The 16,578-nt window shown below is 71.8% G+C and carries 13 protein-coding genes; 12 read left to right on the forward strand and 1 reads right to left on the reverse strand.

All coding sequences use genetic code 11. The features are described from left to right. The first annotated feature begins 106 nt into the window (after window positions 1–106). The 4 genes from uvrA (at window position 107) to ACN27C_RS18345 (ending at window position 7,154) form a co-directional block, all read left to right on the forward strand. Entirely contained in the window at window positions 107–3,049 is a 2,943-nt protein-coding gene (gene uvrA, locus ACN27C_RS18330; protein WP_121683573.1) for an excinuclease ABC subunit UvrA, read from the forward strand. 118 nt (window positions 3,050–3,167) lie between these two features. Beyond that, window positions 3,168–3,656 (forward strand): Rieske (2Fe-2S) protein, encoded by a 489-nt coding sequence (locus ACN27C_RS18335; RefSeq protein ID WP_121683574.1) that lies wholly within the window; start codon window positions 3,168–3,170, stop codon window positions 3,654–3,656. Window positions 3,657–3,739: 83 nt separating this feature from the next. Then, window positions 3,740–5,686, forward strand: coding sequence for an excinuclease ABC subunit UvrC (gene uvrC / locus ACN27C_RS18340; RefSeq protein ID WP_350815960.1), 1,947 nt, complete (start codon window positions 3,740–3,742; stop codon window positions 5,684–5,686). A gap of 817 nt (window positions 5,687–6,503) precedes the next feature. After that, the gene (locus ACN27C_RS18345) at window positions 6,504–7,154 is read left to right on the forward strand and encodes a C39 family peptidase (protein ID WP_422746973.1); all 651 of its coding nucleotides are present in this window, start codon (window positions 6,504–6,506) and stop codon (window positions 7,152–7,154) included. A 147-nt stretch (window positions 7,155–7,301) separates the two neighbouring features. On the opposite strand, the gene recQ is transcribed toward ACN27C_RS18345, so the two are convergent. Beyond that, on the reverse strand, window positions 7,302–9,155 hold the full coding sequence (gene recQ / locus ACN27C_RS18350) for a DNA helicase RecQ (protein WP_422746975.1): 1,854 nt from the start codon (window positions 9,153–9,155) through the stop codon (window positions 7,302–7,304). A gap of 228 nt (window positions 9,156–9,383) precedes the next feature. Between recQ and rapZ the strand changes: the two genes are divergently transcribed. The 8 genes from rapZ (at window position 9,384) to ACN27C_RS18390 (ending at window position 16,445) form a co-directional block, all read left to right on the forward strand. Further along, window positions 9,384–10,265 carry an RNase adapter RapZ gene (gene rapZ, locus ACN27C_RS18355; protein ID WP_120573677.1) on the forward strand — a complete coding sequence of 294 codons (882 nt, stop codon included), beginning with the start codon at window positions 9,384–9,386 and terminating at the stop codon, window positions 10,263–10,265. Next, a complete protein-coding gene (locus ACN27C_RS18360) occupies window positions 10,262–11,266 on the forward strand; it encodes a gluconeogenesis factor YvcK family protein (RefSeq protein WP_120568917.1) in 1,005 nt (334 codons plus the stop codon). Before rapZ ends, ACN27C_RS18360 begins: the two co-directional genes overlap by 4 nt. 54 nt (window positions 11,267–11,320) lie before the next feature. After that, window positions 11,321–12,301 carry a DNA-binding protein WhiA gene (gene whiA / locus ACN27C_RS18365; RefSeq protein WP_018788213.1) on the forward strand — a complete coding sequence of 327 codons (981 nt, stop codon included), beginning with the start codon at window positions 11,321–11,323 and terminating at the stop codon, window positions 12,299–12,301. A gap of 264 nt (window positions 12,302–12,565) precedes the next feature. Further along, window positions 12,566–13,570, forward strand: coding sequence for a type I glyceraldehyde-3-phosphate dehydrogenase (gap, locus tag ACN27C_RS18370; RefSeq protein WP_120568918.1), 1,005 nt, complete (start codon window positions 12,566–12,568; stop codon window positions 13,568–13,570). Between the two features lie 52 nt (window positions 13,571–13,622). Further along, window positions 13,623–14,822: a phosphoglycerate kinase gene (locus ACN27C_RS18375; RefSeq protein ID WP_422746979.1), complete on the forward strand. Its 1,200-nt coding sequence runs from the start codon at window positions 13,623–13,625 to the stop codon at window positions 14,820–14,822. Beyond that, entirely contained in the window at window positions 14,823–15,614 is a 792-nt protein-coding gene (gene tpiA, locus ACN27C_RS18380) for a triose-phosphate isomerase (protein ID WP_120568920.1), read from the forward strand. Window positions 15,615–15,709: 95 nt separating this feature from the next. Next, window positions 15,710–15,970, forward strand: coding sequence for a preprotein translocase subunit SecG (gene secG / locus ACN27C_RS18385; RefSeq protein WP_013287463.1), 261 nt, complete (start codon window positions 15,710–15,712; stop codon window positions 15,968–15,970). 130 nt (window positions 15,971–16,100) lie between these two features. After that, window positions 16,101–16,445: an RNA polymerase-binding protein RbpA gene (locus ACN27C_RS18390; RefSeq protein ID WP_091420426.1), complete on the forward strand. Its 345-nt coding sequence runs from the start codon at window positions 16,101–16,103 to the stop codon at window positions 16,443–16,445. Window positions 16,446–16,578 lie beyond the last annotated feature (133 nt).

Genomic DNA, 16,578 nt, shown 5'->3' on the forward strand with positions numbered 1-16,578 from the left:
TTGCCGAGGCGTCTTTTCTGCGCCCCGACAACCTGTGAAAACCACCCAGACCCGGCGTCTGGTGCACAGATCCGCCTCATATTCTTCTTCCGGGAGCACACGCACCGTGGCCGACCGACTGATCATCCGTGGCGCGCGCGAGCACAACCTGCGTGACGTCAGTCTCGACCTGCCCCGGGACGCCCTGATCGTCTTCACCGGGCTCTCCGGTTCGGGCAAGTCGAGCCTGGCGTTCGACACCATCTTCGCCGAGGGGCAGCGCCGCTACGTCGAGTCGCTGTCGTCGTACGCCCGGCAGTTCCTCGGCCAGATGGACAAGCCCGACGTCGACTTCATCGAGGGCCTCAGTCCCGCCGTCTCCATCGACCAGAAGTCCACCTCGCGCAACCCGCGCTCCACCGTCGGCACGATCACCGAGGTCTACGACTACCTCCGCCTGCTGTTCGCCCGCATCGGCGAGCCGCACTGCCCGATCTGCGGCGAGCGGATCTCCAAGCAGAGCCCGCAGCAGATCGTCGACCGGGTCCTGGCCATGGCCGAGGGCACCCGGTTCATGGTGCTGGCGCCGGTGGTGCGCGGCCGCAAGGGCGAGTACGTCGACCTGTTCGCCGAGCTCCAGTCCAAGGGCTACGCCCGGGCCCGGGTCGACGGCGTGGTGCACCCGCTGACCGAGCCGCCGAAGCTCAAGAAGCAGGAGAAGCACACCATCGAGGTGGTGATCGACCGGCTCAGCGTCAAGCCCAGCGCCAAGCAGCGGCTGACCGACTCGGTCGAGGCCGCGCTCGGCCTCTCCGGCGGCCTGGTGCTGCTCGACTTCGTCGACCTGCCGGAGGACGACCCGGCCCGGGAGCGGCGCTACTCCGAGCACCTGGCCTGCCCGAACGACCACCCGCTCGCCATCGAGGACCTGGAACCCCGCGTCTTCTCCTTCAACGCCCCCTACGGCGCCTGCCCGGAGTGCACCGGCCTCGGCACCAAGAAGGAGGTGGACCCCGAACTGGTCATCCCCGACCCGGAGCGCACGCTGCGCGACGGCGCGATCCAGCCCTGGGCCACCGGGCACAACCTCGAATACTTCCTGCGGCTGCTGGAGGCGCTCGGCGAGGCCGAGCACTTCGACATCGACACGCCGTGGCGGGCGCTGCCGTCGCGGGCACAGAAGACGATCCTGCACGGCTCCGACGACCAGGTGCACGTGCGCTACCGCAACAAGTACGGCCGCGAGCGCTCCTACTACACCGGCTTCGAGGGCGTGGTGCAGTGGATCGAGCGCCGGCACACCGACACCGAGTCGGAGTGGTCCCGGGAGAAGTACGAGGGCTACATGCGGGACGTGCCCTGCGCGGCCTGCGGCGGCACCCGGCTCAAGCCGGAGGTGCTCGCGGTCACGCTGGCCGGCAAGAGCATCGCCGAGGTTTGCAACCTCTCCGTCGGCGAGGCGGCCGACCTGCTGGCCGGCATCGAGCTGACCGACCGGCAGAAGATGATCGCCGAGCGGGTCCTCAAGGAGATCAACGCCCGGCTGAAGTTCCTGCTCGACGTCGGCCTGGACTACCTCTCGCTGGACCGCCCGGCCGGCACGCTCTCCGGCGGTGAGGCCCAGCGCATCCGGCTGGCCACCCAGATCGGCTCCGGTCTGGTCGGCGTGCTCTACGTGCTCGACGAGCCGTCGATCGGCCTGCACCAGCGGGACAACCACCGGCTCATCGAGACGCTGCTGCGGCTGCGCGGGCTGGGCAACACGCTGATCGTGGTCGAGCACGACGAGGACACCATCCGGGTGGCGGACTGGATCGTCGACATCGGCCCCGGCGCGGGCGAGCACGGCGGCGAGATCGTGCACAGCGGGTCGGTGCCGGCGCTGCTCGACAACACCGAGTCGGTCACCGGGGCGTACCTGTCCGGGCGCAAGTCCATCCCGACCCCGGCCACCCGCCGGCCGCAGACCCCGGGCCGCGAGCTGGTGGTGCACGGCGCGCGCGAGCACAACCTGCGCAACCTCACCGTGAGCTTCCCGCTCGGCCAGCTCATCGCGGTCACCGGCGTCAGCGGCTCGGGCAAGTCGACGCTGGTGAACGACATCCTCTACACCGTGCTGGCCAACCAGATCAACGGCGCCCGGCTGGTGCCCGGCCGGCACACCCGGATCACCGGCCTGGAGAACGTGGACAAGGTAGTCGGCGTGGACCAGTCGCCGATCGGGCGGACGCCGCGCTCCAACCCCGCCACCTACACCGGCGTCTGGGACCACATCCGCAAGCTCTTCGCCGAGACCACCGAGGCCAAGGTCCGCGGGTACGGCCCGGGCCGGTTCTCGTTCAACGTCAAGGGCGGGCGCTGCGAGGCGTGCTCCGGCGACGGCACCATCAAGATCGAGATGAACTTCCTGCCGGACGTCTACGTCCCCTGCGAGGTGTGCAAGGGCGCGCGCTACAACCGCGAGACGCTCGAGGTGCACTACAAGGGCAAGACGGTCGCCGAGGTGCTGGACATGCCGATCGAGGAGGCGGCCGAGTTCTTCTCCGCCATCCCGGCCATCCACCGGCACCTCCGGACGCTCGTCGACGTCGGCCTCGGCTACGTCCGGCTCGGCCAGCCCGCGCCGACGCTGTCCGGCGGCGAGGCGCAGCGCGTCAAGCTCGCCTCCGAACTCCAGAAGCGCTCCACCGGCCGTACCGTCTACGTGCTCGACGAGCCCACCACCGGCCTGCACTTCGAGGACATCCGCAAGCTGCTGATGGTGCTGGAGGGCCTGGTCGACAAGGGCAACACGGTCATCACCATCGAGCACAACCTCGACGTGATCAAGACGGCCGACTGGCTCATCGACATGGGGCCGGAGGGCGGTCACCGGGGCGGCACCGTCATCGCCACCGGCACGCCGGAGGAGGTCGCCGAGGTGCCGGCGAGCCACACCGGGCAGTTCCTGCGGCCGATCCTCAAGCTCGACGGCGAGGCCAAGGGCGCCAAGGCGGCCACCACCCGGGCGGCCAAGGCCAACGGCAGCGCCAAGTCGCGCGCCCGCAAGGTCCCCGCCGGGGCGCGCTGACCCATCCGGTACGCGTTTTCGCAGGCCGGGCAGCGAATGCCCGGCCTGTGACGCGCCAGTATGAACCGTGCCCCACGCTGGTGCGTGTTTCCGCAGTAAGCCGAGAGAAAGGCCGGACATGAGTGATGATCAGGCGCTGACCCGACCGGTCACCCAGAGTCGCCGTACCCTGCTCGCCGGAGCCGGAGCGCTCGGCGCGGCCGTGGTGCTCGCGGGCTGCGGCAGCGACGACGACGCGTCCCCCGGGCTCGCCCCGACCAGCGGCGGCCCGCCCGGCGCCACCGCGACCGGCGACGCCGGCGGCGGCGACCGGGACGGCGGCAGCGCGCTGGCGCGCACCTCGGACATCCCGGTCGGCGGCGGTGCCGTCTTCGCCAGCCAGGGCGTGGTGATCACCCAGCCCGAGGCCGGCCAGTTCAAGGCGTTCGACCCGATCTGCACGCACCAGCGCTGCCCGGTGTCGAACGTCGACGGCGGCACGATCAACTGCACCTGCCACAACAGCCGGTTCTCGATCGTCGACGGCTCGGTGAAGGGCGGCCCGGCCACCAAGCCGCTCGCGGCGAAGGAGATCAAGGTCGACGGCGACCAGATCAAGCTGGCCTGACCTGTTCCGCGCCCCCGTCGGCCGGTGGTCGGCGGGGGCGCGGCTCCGGTCGGGTGTCAGGGGTGCGGACTAGGCTTGACACCGTGGCTGACCCCTCGACCTACCGTCCCGCGCCCGGCACCATCCCGGAGTCGCCAGGGGTCTACCGCTTCCGCGACGGCACCGGCCGGGTGATCTACGTCGGCAAGGCGCGCAACCTGCGCAGCCGGCTCAACTCCTACTTCGCCGACCCGGTCGGCCTGCACCAGCGCACCCGGCAGATGGTGTTCACCGCCGAGTCGGTCGACTGGATCACCGTCGCCACCGAGGTCGAGGCGCTCCAGCAGGAATACACCTGGATCAAGCAGTACGACCCCCGGTTCAACGTCCGCTACCGCGACGACAAGTCGTACCCCTATCTCGCGGTCACGCTCGACGAGGAATACCCCCGGTTGCAGGTGATGCGCGGGGTGAAGCGCAAAGGCGTGCGCTACTTCGGGCCGTACTCGCACGCCTGGGCGATCCGCGAGACGCTCGACCTGCTGCTGCGGGTCTTCCCGGCGCGGACCTGCTCGTCCGGGGTGTTCAAGCGGGCCGGGCAGGTCGGCCGGCCCTGCCTGCTCGGCTACATCGGCAAGTGCTCCGCGCCGTGCGTCGGCAGCGTCACCGCCGAACGGCACCGGGAGATCGTCGACGGCTTCTGCGACTTCATGGCCGGCCGCACCGACACCATGGTCCGGCGGCTGGAGAAGGAGATGCTCGACGCCAGTGAGCAGCTGGAGTTCGAGCGGGCCGCCCGGCTGCGTGACGACGTCGCGGCGCTGCGCCGGGCGATGGAGAAGCAGACGGTGGTGCTCGGCGACGGCACCGACGCCGACGTGGTCGCCTTCGCCGACGACCCGCTCGAAGCCGCCGTGCAGGTCTTCCACGTCCGCGGCGGCCGGGTGCGCGGCCAGCGCGGCTGGGTGGTGGAGAAGACCGAGGACCTGACCACCGGCGACCTCGTGCACCACTTCTGCACCCAGGTGTACGGCGGTGAGCAGGGCGAGGCCGACGTGCCCCGCGAACTGCTCGTGCCCGAGCTGCCAGGCGACGCCGACGCGCTCGCCGAGTGGCTCACCGCCCGCCGGGGCAGCCGGGTGTCGCTGCGGGTGCCCCAGCGCGGCGACAAGCGGTCGCTGCTGGAGACCGTCGAACGCAACGCCAAGGACGCGCTGGCCCGGCACAAGCTCAAGCGGGCCGGTGACCTGACCACCCGCAGCCAGGCGCTCGACGAGATCGCCGACGCGCTCGGCATGAACACGTCGCCGCTGCGCATCGAGTGCTTCGACGTGTCCCAGATCCAGGGCACCGACGTGGTAGCCAGCATGGTCGTGTTCGAGGACGGGCTGCCGCGCAAGAGCGAGTACCGCCGGTTCATCGTGCGCGGCGCCACCGACGACCTGTCGGCCATGTCCGAGGTGCTGCGGCGGCGCTTCGCCCGCTACCTCGACGCCCGCGCCGAAACCGGTGAGCTGGGCGAGGAGACCGCCTCCGACCCCGACCGGCCCGGCATCGACCCGACCACCGGGCGGCCGCGCAAGTTCGCGTACCCGCCGCAGCTCGTCGTGGTCGACGGCGGCCCGCCCCAGGTCGCCGCCGCCGCGAAGGCGCTCGCCGAGCTGGGCATCGACGACGTGGCGCTCTGCGGGCTGGCCAAGCGGCTGGAGGAGGTCTGGCTGCCCGACGACGAGTTCCCGGTGATCCTGCCGCGCACCTCCGAGGCGCTCTACCTGCTGCAACGCGTACGCGACGAGGCGCACCGCTTCGCCATCACGTTCCACCGCCAGCGGCGCTCCAAGCGGATGACCGAATCCGCGCTGGACAACGTCCCCGGCCTCGGCGAGGTACGCCGCAAGGCGCTGCTGCGGCACTTCGGCTCGCTGAAGCGGCTGTCGTCCGCCACGGTGGAGGAGATCACCGAGGTGCCCGGGGTGGGCAGGCGTACGGCCGAGGCGATCCTGGCCGCGCTGGACGGCTCCAGCATCACCGACGCCGCCGCCCGTCCCTGACCTCCGCTGCTCCGTCCGCCGTCCGGCGTTGCTCGCTGTCCGGCTTGCCCGGCACGTCACCCGTCACGCCCCATGGGTGTCTCCGCACCCGTTGACACCCATCACGTGCCACCCAGGGGCGAGCTTCCCGCCTGGTGCGAACTCTGTCCCACATCCTGAAAGCCGTGGCCGATCTTGGTACGGAAGTGCCCCCATAGGGGCCATTCGGTACCAAGATCTCGCTCACCCCGCCGGGCTTTGCCCAACGCCCACGTCCCCGCCCACGCGATCTTGCACTTACCGCCCCTGAGGTGCCAGCTTTGCGAGGTTTGCCATGCACCAAACTGCAAGATCGCGCGTGCGGCCGGGTGGATCCGTGGACGGGACGGCTGGCGTTCGATGCCGGCATTCGCGGACCCCATCCCGCACCCGGCCGGGGCCATCGCACCCGAGGCGGTGGTTTGGTGGGGTGTGTCCGGTTCGGTTGCGGGGTGTGGGTGTGGTCGGTGCCATCGTGAGGGTGGAATCGGTGGCGGGCGCGGGGCGTTGTACATGGCTGACCGCCCAGGCACCAGGGTCGAGCGCCGGACACCGGCCCGCCCGGCGCCCGGGCAGGTCGGGGAATCGGCCGGGCCCGGTCGTCGTTACATCCCCGAGCGACGGGCACCCCGCCGTCCCCGGGAATGGCCCCGGGCCGCCCGTCGTTACACCCCCGAGCCGCGGAGCAGGCCCCCCAGCCGCCCGCGCGCCAGCCCCTATTGGCGGGCACCCCTCCAAGACTTTTCCCCTCCGTGGCACCCCCGCCGCGGTCATCCCCCACTTCAGGGAGGCAACCATCATGGCTACCACTCTGCTGCGTAAGACCGTTCTGACCACTGCCGGTATCGCCGCCACCGCCGGTGGCATCGCCGGACCCGCGATCGCCGCCCACGCCGCCCCCACCACCACGAGCGTGGTGGCCGACCGCAAGGGCCACGGTGAGCGGGAACTGGACGTGCGCTACGAGGCCCAGCCCAACTTCTACTTCTGCGGCCCCGCCGCCGCCCGCAACGCCCTGTCCGTGCAGGGCAAGAACATCGACGTGCACGCCATGGCCAAGGAGATGGGCACCACCGAGGCCGGCACCAACAGCATCAACGACATCACCCCCGTGCTGAACAAGGAGACCGGCGCCAGCAACGCCTACAAGTCCGTCGAGATCAGCACCCCCAAGGCCGACGACAAGCAGACCGACACCCTGCGCACCGACGTGGTCAAGACCGTCGACGCCGGCCGGGCCGTGGTCGCCAACATCGCCGGCACCGCCACCGACACCGACGGCACCACCCACTCCTTCGAAGGCGGCCACTACATCAGCGTCATCGGCTACCGCGACGACGGCCACACCGTCACCATCGCCGACAGCGCCAACCCCAACACCGCCACCTACCGCATGAGCATCGACAACCTCGCCGACTGGATCGCCACCCGCGGCTACAGCACCAGCTGAGAACACCACCCCGCCGCGCATACGGCTGCACAGCAAGAACAAGGCCAGCGGCCAGAGCAACACATGGCGGACCGGAGCAAGACGGCGTGAAGCAACACGCGAAAGGGCCCGACCCCACCACGGGGGTCGGGCCCTTTCGTGCGTGTGTCAGGACTCGGCGAGGACGGCCAGGATCGCCTCGCCGTACTTGGCGAGCTTGTTCTCGCCGACCCCGTTTACCCGGGACAGCTCGGCCAGTGAGGCGGGCGGCTCGGCGGCGATCTGCCGCAGCGTCGCGTCGTGGAAGATGACGTACGCCGGGACGCCCTGTTCCTTGGCGGTGGCCGCGCGCCACGTGCGGAGCCGTTCGAAGACGGGCGCGGCGGCGGGGGAGAGGTCGGCGACGACGGTGGCCGCGCCCCGCGGCTTGGCGGACCGGCCGGCCGGGCGCTCCGGCTCCTTGCGCAGGGTGACCGTACGGCGGCGGCCGAGCACGTCCGCGCTGGCCTCGGTCAGCGCCAGCGTGCCGTAGTCGCCCTCGACGGCCAGCAGACCCTCGGCGAGCAGTTGGCGCACCACGCCACGCCACTCGGCCTCGCGCAGTTCGGTGCCGATGCCGAAGGTGCTCAGCGCGTCGTGGCCGTGCTGGTCGATCTTGTCGGTGTGCTTGCCGAGCAGGATGTCGATGCTGTGCCCGGCGCCGAACCGCTGGTTGCGTTCGCGGTCGAGCCGGTAGACGGTGGACAGCAGCTTCTGCGCGGCGACGGTGCCGTCCCAGGACTCCGGCGGGTCGAGGCAGGTGTCGCAGTTGCCGCAGTCGGCCACCTCGGTCTCGCCGAAGTATTCGAGCAGCTGGGCGCGGCGGCAGCGGACCGTCTCGCAGAGCGCCAGCATCGCGTCCAGGTGGGCGGCGAGGTTGCGCCGGTGCGCCAGGTCGCCCTCCGACGTCTCGATCATCTTGCGTTGCTGCACCACGTCCTGGAGCCCGTACGCCAGCCAGGCCGTCGACGGCAGCCCGTCGCGCCCGGCGCGGCCGGTCTCCTGGTAGTAGCCCTCCACCGACTTCGGCAGGTCGAGGTGGGCGACGAAGCGTACGTCGGGCTTGTCGATGCCCATGCCGAACGCGATGGTGGCGACCATGACCAGGCCGTCCTCGCGCAGGAAGCGCTGCTGGTTGGCGGCGCGGGTCGAGGCGTCCAGCCCGGCGTGGTACGGCAGGGCGGGGATGCCATTGGCGACCAGGAACTCGGCGGTCTTCTCCACCGAGGCCCGGGACAGGCAGTAGACGATGCCGGCGTCGCCGGGGTGCTCGTCGCGCAGCAGGCTGAGCAACTGCTTGCGCGGTTCCCGTTTGGGCACGATGCGGTACTGGATGTTGGGCCGGTCGAAGCTGGCCACGAAGTGCCGGGCCTCGGTGAGCCGCAGCCGGGTGGCGATCTCGGTGCGCGTCGCCCGGGTCGCGGTGGCGGTCAGCGCGATCCGCGGTACGTCCGGCCAGCGCTCGTGCAGCATCGACAGGTTGAGGTAGTCGGGGCGGAAGTCGTGCCCCCACTGCGAGACGCAGTGCGCCTCGTCGATCGCGAACAGCGCGATCCGGCCGCGTTCCAGCAGGCCGAGCGTGGAGCGCACGGCGAGCCCTTCCGGGGCGAGGTAGAGCAGGTCCAGCTCACCGGCGAGGTAGGCCGCCTCGACCCGGCGCCGCTGCGCGGGGTCCTGGGTCGAGTTGAGGAACCCGGCCCGGACGCCGACCGCGGTGAGCGCGTCGACCTGGTCCTGCATGAGCGCGATCAGCGGCGAGACCACCACCGCCACGCCGTCGCGGACCAGCGCCGGGATCTGGTAGCACAGCGACTTGCCGCCACCGGTGGGCATGAGCACCAGCGCGTCGCCGCCGGCCACCACGTGCTCGACGACCTCCTGCTGGAAGCCGCGGAAGGCGTCGTACCCGAAGACCCGGCGCAGCACCTCGAGCGCGTCGGCGGTCCGGGGGGCGTCGGTCCGCTCGTCGGTGGGGGAGACCATCCGCGCAGTCTACGAGCGTCCCCCGACACCGCCTGTCCCGGCGAGCCGTCCGGGGCCGCCGACATGTTCCGGTCGTCACCCCGTGGAATCCCGGGCGGGGTCGCAGCCGTTAGAGTCGCTGATTGACCATGCGCGGCCGACCGGCCGCGGCGCCACGGCTGGGGGTAGCGGGTGAGCGAGGCGCGTACAGCGGGTGACCTGGGGCCGACCGAGGCGGAGACGACGCCGGTGCGACCGGCGCCGGCCGAGTCGGAGACCTCCCTGGTGGTGGTGACCGGCCTGTCCGGCGGCGGGCGCAGCACCGTGGCGCGGGCGCTGGAGAACGTCGGCTACTACGTGGTCGACAACCTGCCGCAGGCGCTGCTGCTGGACATGGCCGAGCTGGCGTTCAAGGCCGGCGGCGCGGCCCGGCGTACGGCGATGGTGCTGGACGTGCGCTCGCGCGCGTTCTCCACCGACCTGGCCGGGGCGATCCGGGAGCTGCGTGAGCGCGGCTTCCAGCCCCGGGTGGTCTTCGTCGACGCCGACGACGAGGTGCTGATCCGGCGGTTCGAGAGCGTGCGCCGCTCGCACCCGCTTCAGGGCGACGGGCGGCTGGCCGACGGCATCGCGGTCGAGCGGGCGCTGCTGGAGGAGGCCCGCGAGCAGGCCGACGTGATCATCGACACCAGCCACCTGAACGTGAACCAGCTGCGCCGCCGGGTCGAGGAGCTGTTCGGCGGCGAGGACGCCCGCCGGCTGCGGATCACCGTGATCTCGTTCGGCTTCAAGTACGGCCTGCCGCCGGACGCCGACTTCGTGATGGACGCCCGCTTCCTGCCGAACCCGTACTGGGTGCCGGAGCTGCGCGAGCACACCGGCCGCGAGGAGGCGGTCAGCGCGTACGTGCTGGGCCAGGAGGGTGCCGACGCGTTCGTGGCCGGCTACGCCGACCTGGTCAACGCCACCACCGCCGGGTTCGAGCGGGAGGGCAAGCGCTACCTGACCGTGGCGGTCGGCTGCACCGGCGGCAAGCACCGCAGCGTGGCCATCGCCGAGGAGCTGGCCTCCCGGCTGCGCCACTCCGGCATCGCCGCCAACGCCCAGCACCGGGACCTGGGGCGGGAGTGACCCCGACCAGGGTGGTCGCCTTCGGCGGCGGGCACGGGCTCTCGGCGTCGCTGCGGGCGCTGCGTCACTGCGTACCCGAACTGGACCTGGACATCACCGCGGTGGTCACCGTCGGTGACGACGGCGGCTCCAGCGGCCGGTTGCGCGCCGAGCGCGGCGGCCTGCCGCCGGGCGACCTGCGGCAGGCGCTCGTCGCGCTGGCCGGCGACCATCCGGCCACCCGGCGCAGCGCGGCGTTGTTCCAGCACCGCTTCGCCGCCGCGGTGCCGCCGGCGCCGACGATCGCCGCGCCGGTGCCGGTCGCGGTCGGCGACTCGCTGGCCGGCCACGCGGTCGGCAACCTGCTGCTGCACGGGCTGACCGAGCTGCTCGGCGACCCGGTGGCCGCGCTCGACCACGCCGGGGCGATGCTCGGCGCGGTGGGGCGGGTGCTGCCGATGTCCCGCCAGCCGGTGGGCATCGAGGCCCGGGTCCGCGGCGCCGACCCGGAGCATCCGGACGAGGTGTCCACGGTGCGCGGCCAGCACCAGGTCGCGGTCACCCCGGGCACCGTCGAGTCGCTGCGGCTCAACCCGTCCGCGCCGGCCGCGTGCGCCGAGGCGGTGACCGCGGTACGCGCCGCGGACTGGCTGATCTTCGGGCCGGGCAGCTGGTACACGAGCGTGCTGCCGCACCTGCTGGTGCCGGGCCTGGCCGACGCGATCGTGTCCAGCCCGGCGCGGCGGCTGGTGACGCTCAACCTGGTGGCCGAGAAGGAGACCTCGGGGCTCTCCCTGCCCGACCATCTGGACACACTGCGGCGCTATCTGCCCGAGTTGAAGGTGGACCGGGTGCTCGCCGACTCCACGGCGGTGGGTGATCCCGCGGCGGTCGAACGTGCGGCAGAATCGCTGGGTGCCCGGCTGGTCCTCGCTCCCGTCGCCGTCCTGGACGGCACGCCCCGTCATGATCCAGCCGCCCTGGGCGCCGCGCTGGTGCCTGTCCTGCGCGCCGATCGTTAGACACGTACGTAATCACCGGCGACACGCCGGAACCGGTCCGTGAGGGGGCGCACTATGGCGATGACGGCTGCGGTCAAGGACGAGCTGAGTCGGGTCGACGTGCCCAAGCCCTGCTGTCGGCGGGCGGAGATGGCCGCTCTGCTGCGTTTCGCCGGCGGCCTGCACATCGTGTCGGGCCGCGTCGTGGTCGAGGCGGAGCTGGACACCGGCGCGGTGGCGCGGCGGCTGCGGCGGGAGATCGCCGAGGTGTACGGCTACCCGAGCGAGATCCACGTTCTCGCCTCCGGCGGGCTGCGCAAGGGCAGCCACTTCATCGTGCGGGTGGTCAAGGACGGCGAGGCGCTCGCCCGGCAGACCGGCCTGCTCGACGTGCGGGGCCGCCCGGTGCGCGGCCTGCCGCCGCACGTGGTGGCCGCGAACGTCTGCTGTGCCGTGTCGGCCTGGCGGGGCGCGTTCATGGCGCACGGCTCGCTCACCGAGCCGGGCCGCTCCAGCGCGCTGGAGATCACCTGCCCGGGTCCGGAGTCGGCGCTGGCGCTGGTCGGCGCCGCCCGCCGCATCGGCATCACCGCCAAGAACCGCGAGGTGCGCGGCGTGGACCGGGTGGTGGTCAAGGACGGTGACGCGATCGCCGCGCTGCTCACCCGCATAGGGGCGCACTCCAGCGTGCTGGCCTGGGAGGAGCGGAGGGTACGCCGGGAGGTGCGCGCGACCGCGAACCGGCTGGCGAACTTCGACGACGCGAACCTGCGCCGCTCCGCCCGCGCCGCGGTGGCCGCCGCCGCCCGGGTGACCCGCGCGCTGGAGATCCTCGCCGACGACGCCCCGAACCACCTGACCTCGGCCGGGCGGCTGCGCCTGGAGCACCGGCAGGCCTCCCTGGAGGAGCTGGGCGCGCTCGCCGAGCCGCCGCTGACCAAGGACGCCATCGCCGGCCGGATCCGCCGGCTGCTCGCGCTGGCCGACAAGCGTGCCCGTGACCTGGGCATCCCGGATACGGAAGCGGCAGTCACGCCGGACATGCTCGTGGTCTGATAGGACTCGGGCGGCAGCGCACCGCGAGCGGGATCACCACCCGCCGCAGCGCGACGCCGCGCGCTCGGATATGGTCGCTGCGTACGGCAAGGGGGCCGGAACAGGCGCTCCTCGCCGTGCTCACCGCCTCGGGCGGTCAGGTCTCCGTGACCGCGGCGGGGTGGCCGAGATGACATGTCGACGGCCGGCTCCAACGGTCGGCGCACACACCTCCGCCGGCCGCGGTCTGACGCCGGCGGACCAGAACGCGAGGAGATGGGACCTGTGACCATCCGGGTTGGCATCAACGGCTTCGGCCGGATCGGCCGCAACTTCTTCCGGGCAGTGCTGGCGTCCGGCGCTGACGTCGAGGTCGTGGCGGTCAACGACCTGACCGACAACGCGACGCTCGCCCACCTTGTCAAGTACGACAGCATCCTGGGCCGCCTCCCGCACGAGGTGAAGGCCACCGCCGACGAGATCACCGTGGGCGGCAAGACCATCAAGGCGTACGCCGAGAAGGACCCGGCGAAGCTGCCGTGGGGCGAGGTCGGCGCCGACGTGGTCATCGAGTCCACCGGCTTCTTCACCGACGCCACCAAGGCGAAGGCGCACCTCGACGGCGGGGCCAAGAAGGTCATCATCTCCGCTCCGGCGAAGAACGAGGACGTCACAGTGGTCATGGGCGTCAACCAGGACCAGTACGACCCGGCCAAGCACAACATCATCTCGAACGCCTCCTGCACCACCAACTGCCTCGCGCCGATGGCGAAGGTCCTGCAGGACACGTTCGGCATCAAGCAGGGTCTGATGACCACCATCCACGCGTACACGCAGGACCAGAACCTGCAGGACGCGCCGCACAAGGACCTGCGCCGGGCCCGGGCCGCCGCGCTCAACATCGTGCCGACCTCGACCGGTGCCGCGAAGGCCATCGGCCTGGTCCTGCCGGAGCTGAAGGGCAAGCTGGACGGCTACGCGCTGCGCGTGCCGATCCCGACCGGCTCGGCCACCGACCTGACCGTCGAGGTCGGCCGGGAGACCACCGTGGACGAGGTCAACGCCGCGCTCAAGGCCGCCGCCGAGGGCCCGCTGCGGGGCATCCTCACCTACAACGAGGACCCGATCGTCTCCGCCGACATCGTGACCGACCCGGCGTCGTGCATCTTCGACGCGCCGCTGACCAAGGTGATCGGCAACCAGGTCAAGGTCGTCGGCTGGTACGACAACGAGTGGGGCTACTCGAACCGCCTCGTCGACCTGGTCAAGCTGGTGGGTCAGTCCCTGTGAGTGCGAGGAGCGAGCTTGCGAGCCCCGCAGTCACGAACGGAGGGCTGGCTCTGTGACGATCCGCAACCTCGACGACCTGCTCGCCGAGGGGGTGTCGGGTCGGCGCGTGCTGGTGCGCGCCGACCTGAACGTCCCGCTCGACAAGCAGACCGGGGAGATCACTGACGACGGCCGGATCCGGGCCGTCCTGCCGACGCTGAGCGCGCTGGTGCAGGCCGGCGCGAAGGTGGTCGTCTGCTCGCACCTGGGCCGCCCGAAGGGCGCGCCGGACCCGCAGTTCAGCCTCCGCCCGGTCGCCGGGCGGCTCGGTGAGCTGCTCAGTGCCCCGGTGCACTTCGCCGAGGACACCGTCGGCGACTCGGCGCAGTCCACGGTGGCCGACCTGGCCGACGGCCAGGTCGCGCTGCTGGAGAACCTGCGCTTCAACGCCGGCGAGACCAGCAAGGACGACGCGGAGCGGGGCGCGTTCGCCGACCAGCTCGCCGCGCTCGGCGACGCCTACGTCGACGACGCGTTCGGCGCGGTGCACCGCAAGCACGCCAGCGTGCACGACGTACCGGCCCGGCTGCCGCACTTCGCGGGCCGGCTGGTGCTGCGCGAGGTCGAGGTGCTCAGCCGTCTCACCGGCGAGCCGGAGCGGCCGTACGTGGTGGTGCTGGGCGGCTCGAAGGTCTCCGACAAGCTCGCCGTGATCGAGGCGCTGCTGCCGACCGTCGACCGGCTGCTCATCGGCGGCGGGATGTGCTTCACCTTCCTCAAGGCCCAGGGCCACGAGGTGGGCACGTCGCTGCTGGAGAAGGACATGGTCGAGACCTGCCGCAACCTGATGGAGCGCGCGCCGGGCAAGATCATGCTCCCGGTCGACGTGGTGGCCGCCGACGCGTTCGCGCCGGACGCCGCGCACGACACAGTGCCGGCCGACGGCATCCCGAGCCACCGGCTGGGCCTGGACATCGGCCCGGAGACGGTGGCCGGTTTCGCCGCCGCGCTGTCGCAGGCGAAGACCGTCTTCTGGAACGGCCCGATGGGCGTGTTCGAGATGGCGGCGTTCGCCAACGGCACCCGGGGCGTGGCCGAGGCGATCACCAAGGCCGACGCGTTCAGCGTGGTCGGCGGCGGCGACTCGGCCGCGGCGGTGCGCGCGCTGGGCCTGGACGAGTCCTCGTTCGGGCACATCTCCACCGGTGGTGGCGCCTCCCTGGAATACCTGGAGGGCAAGACCCTCCCCGGCATCGCGGCCCTGGAGAACTGAATGGCGAGCACGACCCGCCGGCCGCTGATGGCCGGCAACTGGAAGATGAACCTGAACCACCTCGAGGCCAACCTGCTGGTGCAGAAGCTGGCCGCGAGCCTGAACGAGAAGCAGCTCACCGACGTCGAGTGTGTGGTGCTGCCGCCCTTCACCGACCTGCGTACCGTGCAGACGGCGGTGGACGGCGACAAGCTGCTGATCGGCTACGGCGCGCAGGACCTGTCGCCGCACCCGTCGGGCGCGTACACCGGTGACATCGCCGGTCCGATGCTCGCCAAGCTGGGCTGCGGTTACGTGGTGGTCGGCCACTCCGAGCGGCGGCAGTACCACCACGAGGACGACGCGCTGGTCAACGCGAAGGTGTCGGCGGCGCTGGCGAACGGGCTCACCCCGATCCTCTGCATCGGCGAGGGCCTGGAGGTCCGGGAGCAGTCGGGCCAGGTGCGGCACTGCTGCGACCAGCTCGACGGCGCGCTGAAGGGGCTCACCGCCGAGCAGGTCACCAAGGTCGTCGTGGCGTACGAGCCGGTCTGGGCGATCGGCACCGGCAAGACGGCGACCCCGGACGACGCCCAGGAGGTCTGCGGCGCGGTGCGCAAGCGCATCGCCGAGACCTACGACGAGGGCACCGCCGAGCAGGTCAGGATCCTGTACGGCGGGTCGGTCAAGGCGTCGAACGTCGCCGCGATCATGGCGCAGCCGGACGTGGACGGGGCTCTGGTCGGGGGCGCCAGCCTGGACGCGGAGGAGTTCGCGCAGATCTGCCGGTTCCCGGAGCACATCGCCCGCTGATCGCTCGCTATCCTTGACGCTGCCCGTCCACCGGTCGGTGCCGCAGTGCCCGACAGGTCCGGGCAGTGATCGCAACGAGAGGACTGACCCCCGCCATGCCGATCTGGTTCGCCTACACGATGATCGTGTTGCTGGTCATCACGAGCGTCCTGCTCACCCTGCTGATCCTCCTGCACCGCGGTAAGGGCGGCGGGTTGTCGAGCATGTTCGGCGGCGGCGTCAGCTCCAGCCTGGCCGGTTCGTCGGTGGCCGAGAAGAACCTCGACCGCTACACCGTTCTGGTGGGAATCGTCTGGTTCGCGTGCATCGTCGGGCTCGGGCTCTGGCTGCGGCTGCAGATGGCCAGCGGCACCTGAGTCGGCGCTGAGAAGCGTACAATCTGCGCGCGGTCCGTCACGGACCGCGCGCAGTTTTGTTTCTCCGCGCGTCGCCCGTCGCCCACCCCCTCCGGCGGCGGTCCCCTCCGACGACAGGGAGCGAGCAACCGTGCCCAGCAACAACGTCATCCGCGGCACCCGGGTCGGGTCCGCCCCCGAGCGGTTCGACCAGCGGGTCGAGCCCGCGCCGCGCCGACCGGTCGTCTACTGGTGCCGCCACGGGCACCGGGTCGAGTTCCTGATCGCGGCCGAGGCGGAGACGCCCGCCTCCTGGGAGTGCCCCCGCTGCGGCGAGCCGGCCGGCCCCGACCCGGGCGACCCGCCGGGCCGCCAGCGCGCCGAGCCGTACAAGACCCACCTGGCGTACGTGCAGGAGCGGCGCACGCCGGAGGAGGGTGAGGCGCTGCTCGCCGAGGCCCTCGACGCGCTGCGCCGGCGTCGCGGACGCGCCTGATCCGGCGAGTTGGCGTCGCCGATCGCCAGATCGGGGTGATGGTCGTGTCGGGGTGCCCCGGATGCCGCCACTTCGGCGAGCTGGTGTCGTCGATCGCCAGATCGTGGACGGGCCCCGGCAGGGGCCCGACCAC

This window comes from Micromonospora sp. WMMD1219, from assembly GCF_049315215.1.
Lineage (GTDB): Bacteria > Actinomycetota > Actinomycetes > Mycobacteriales > Micromonosporaceae > Micromonospora > Micromonospora tulbaghiae.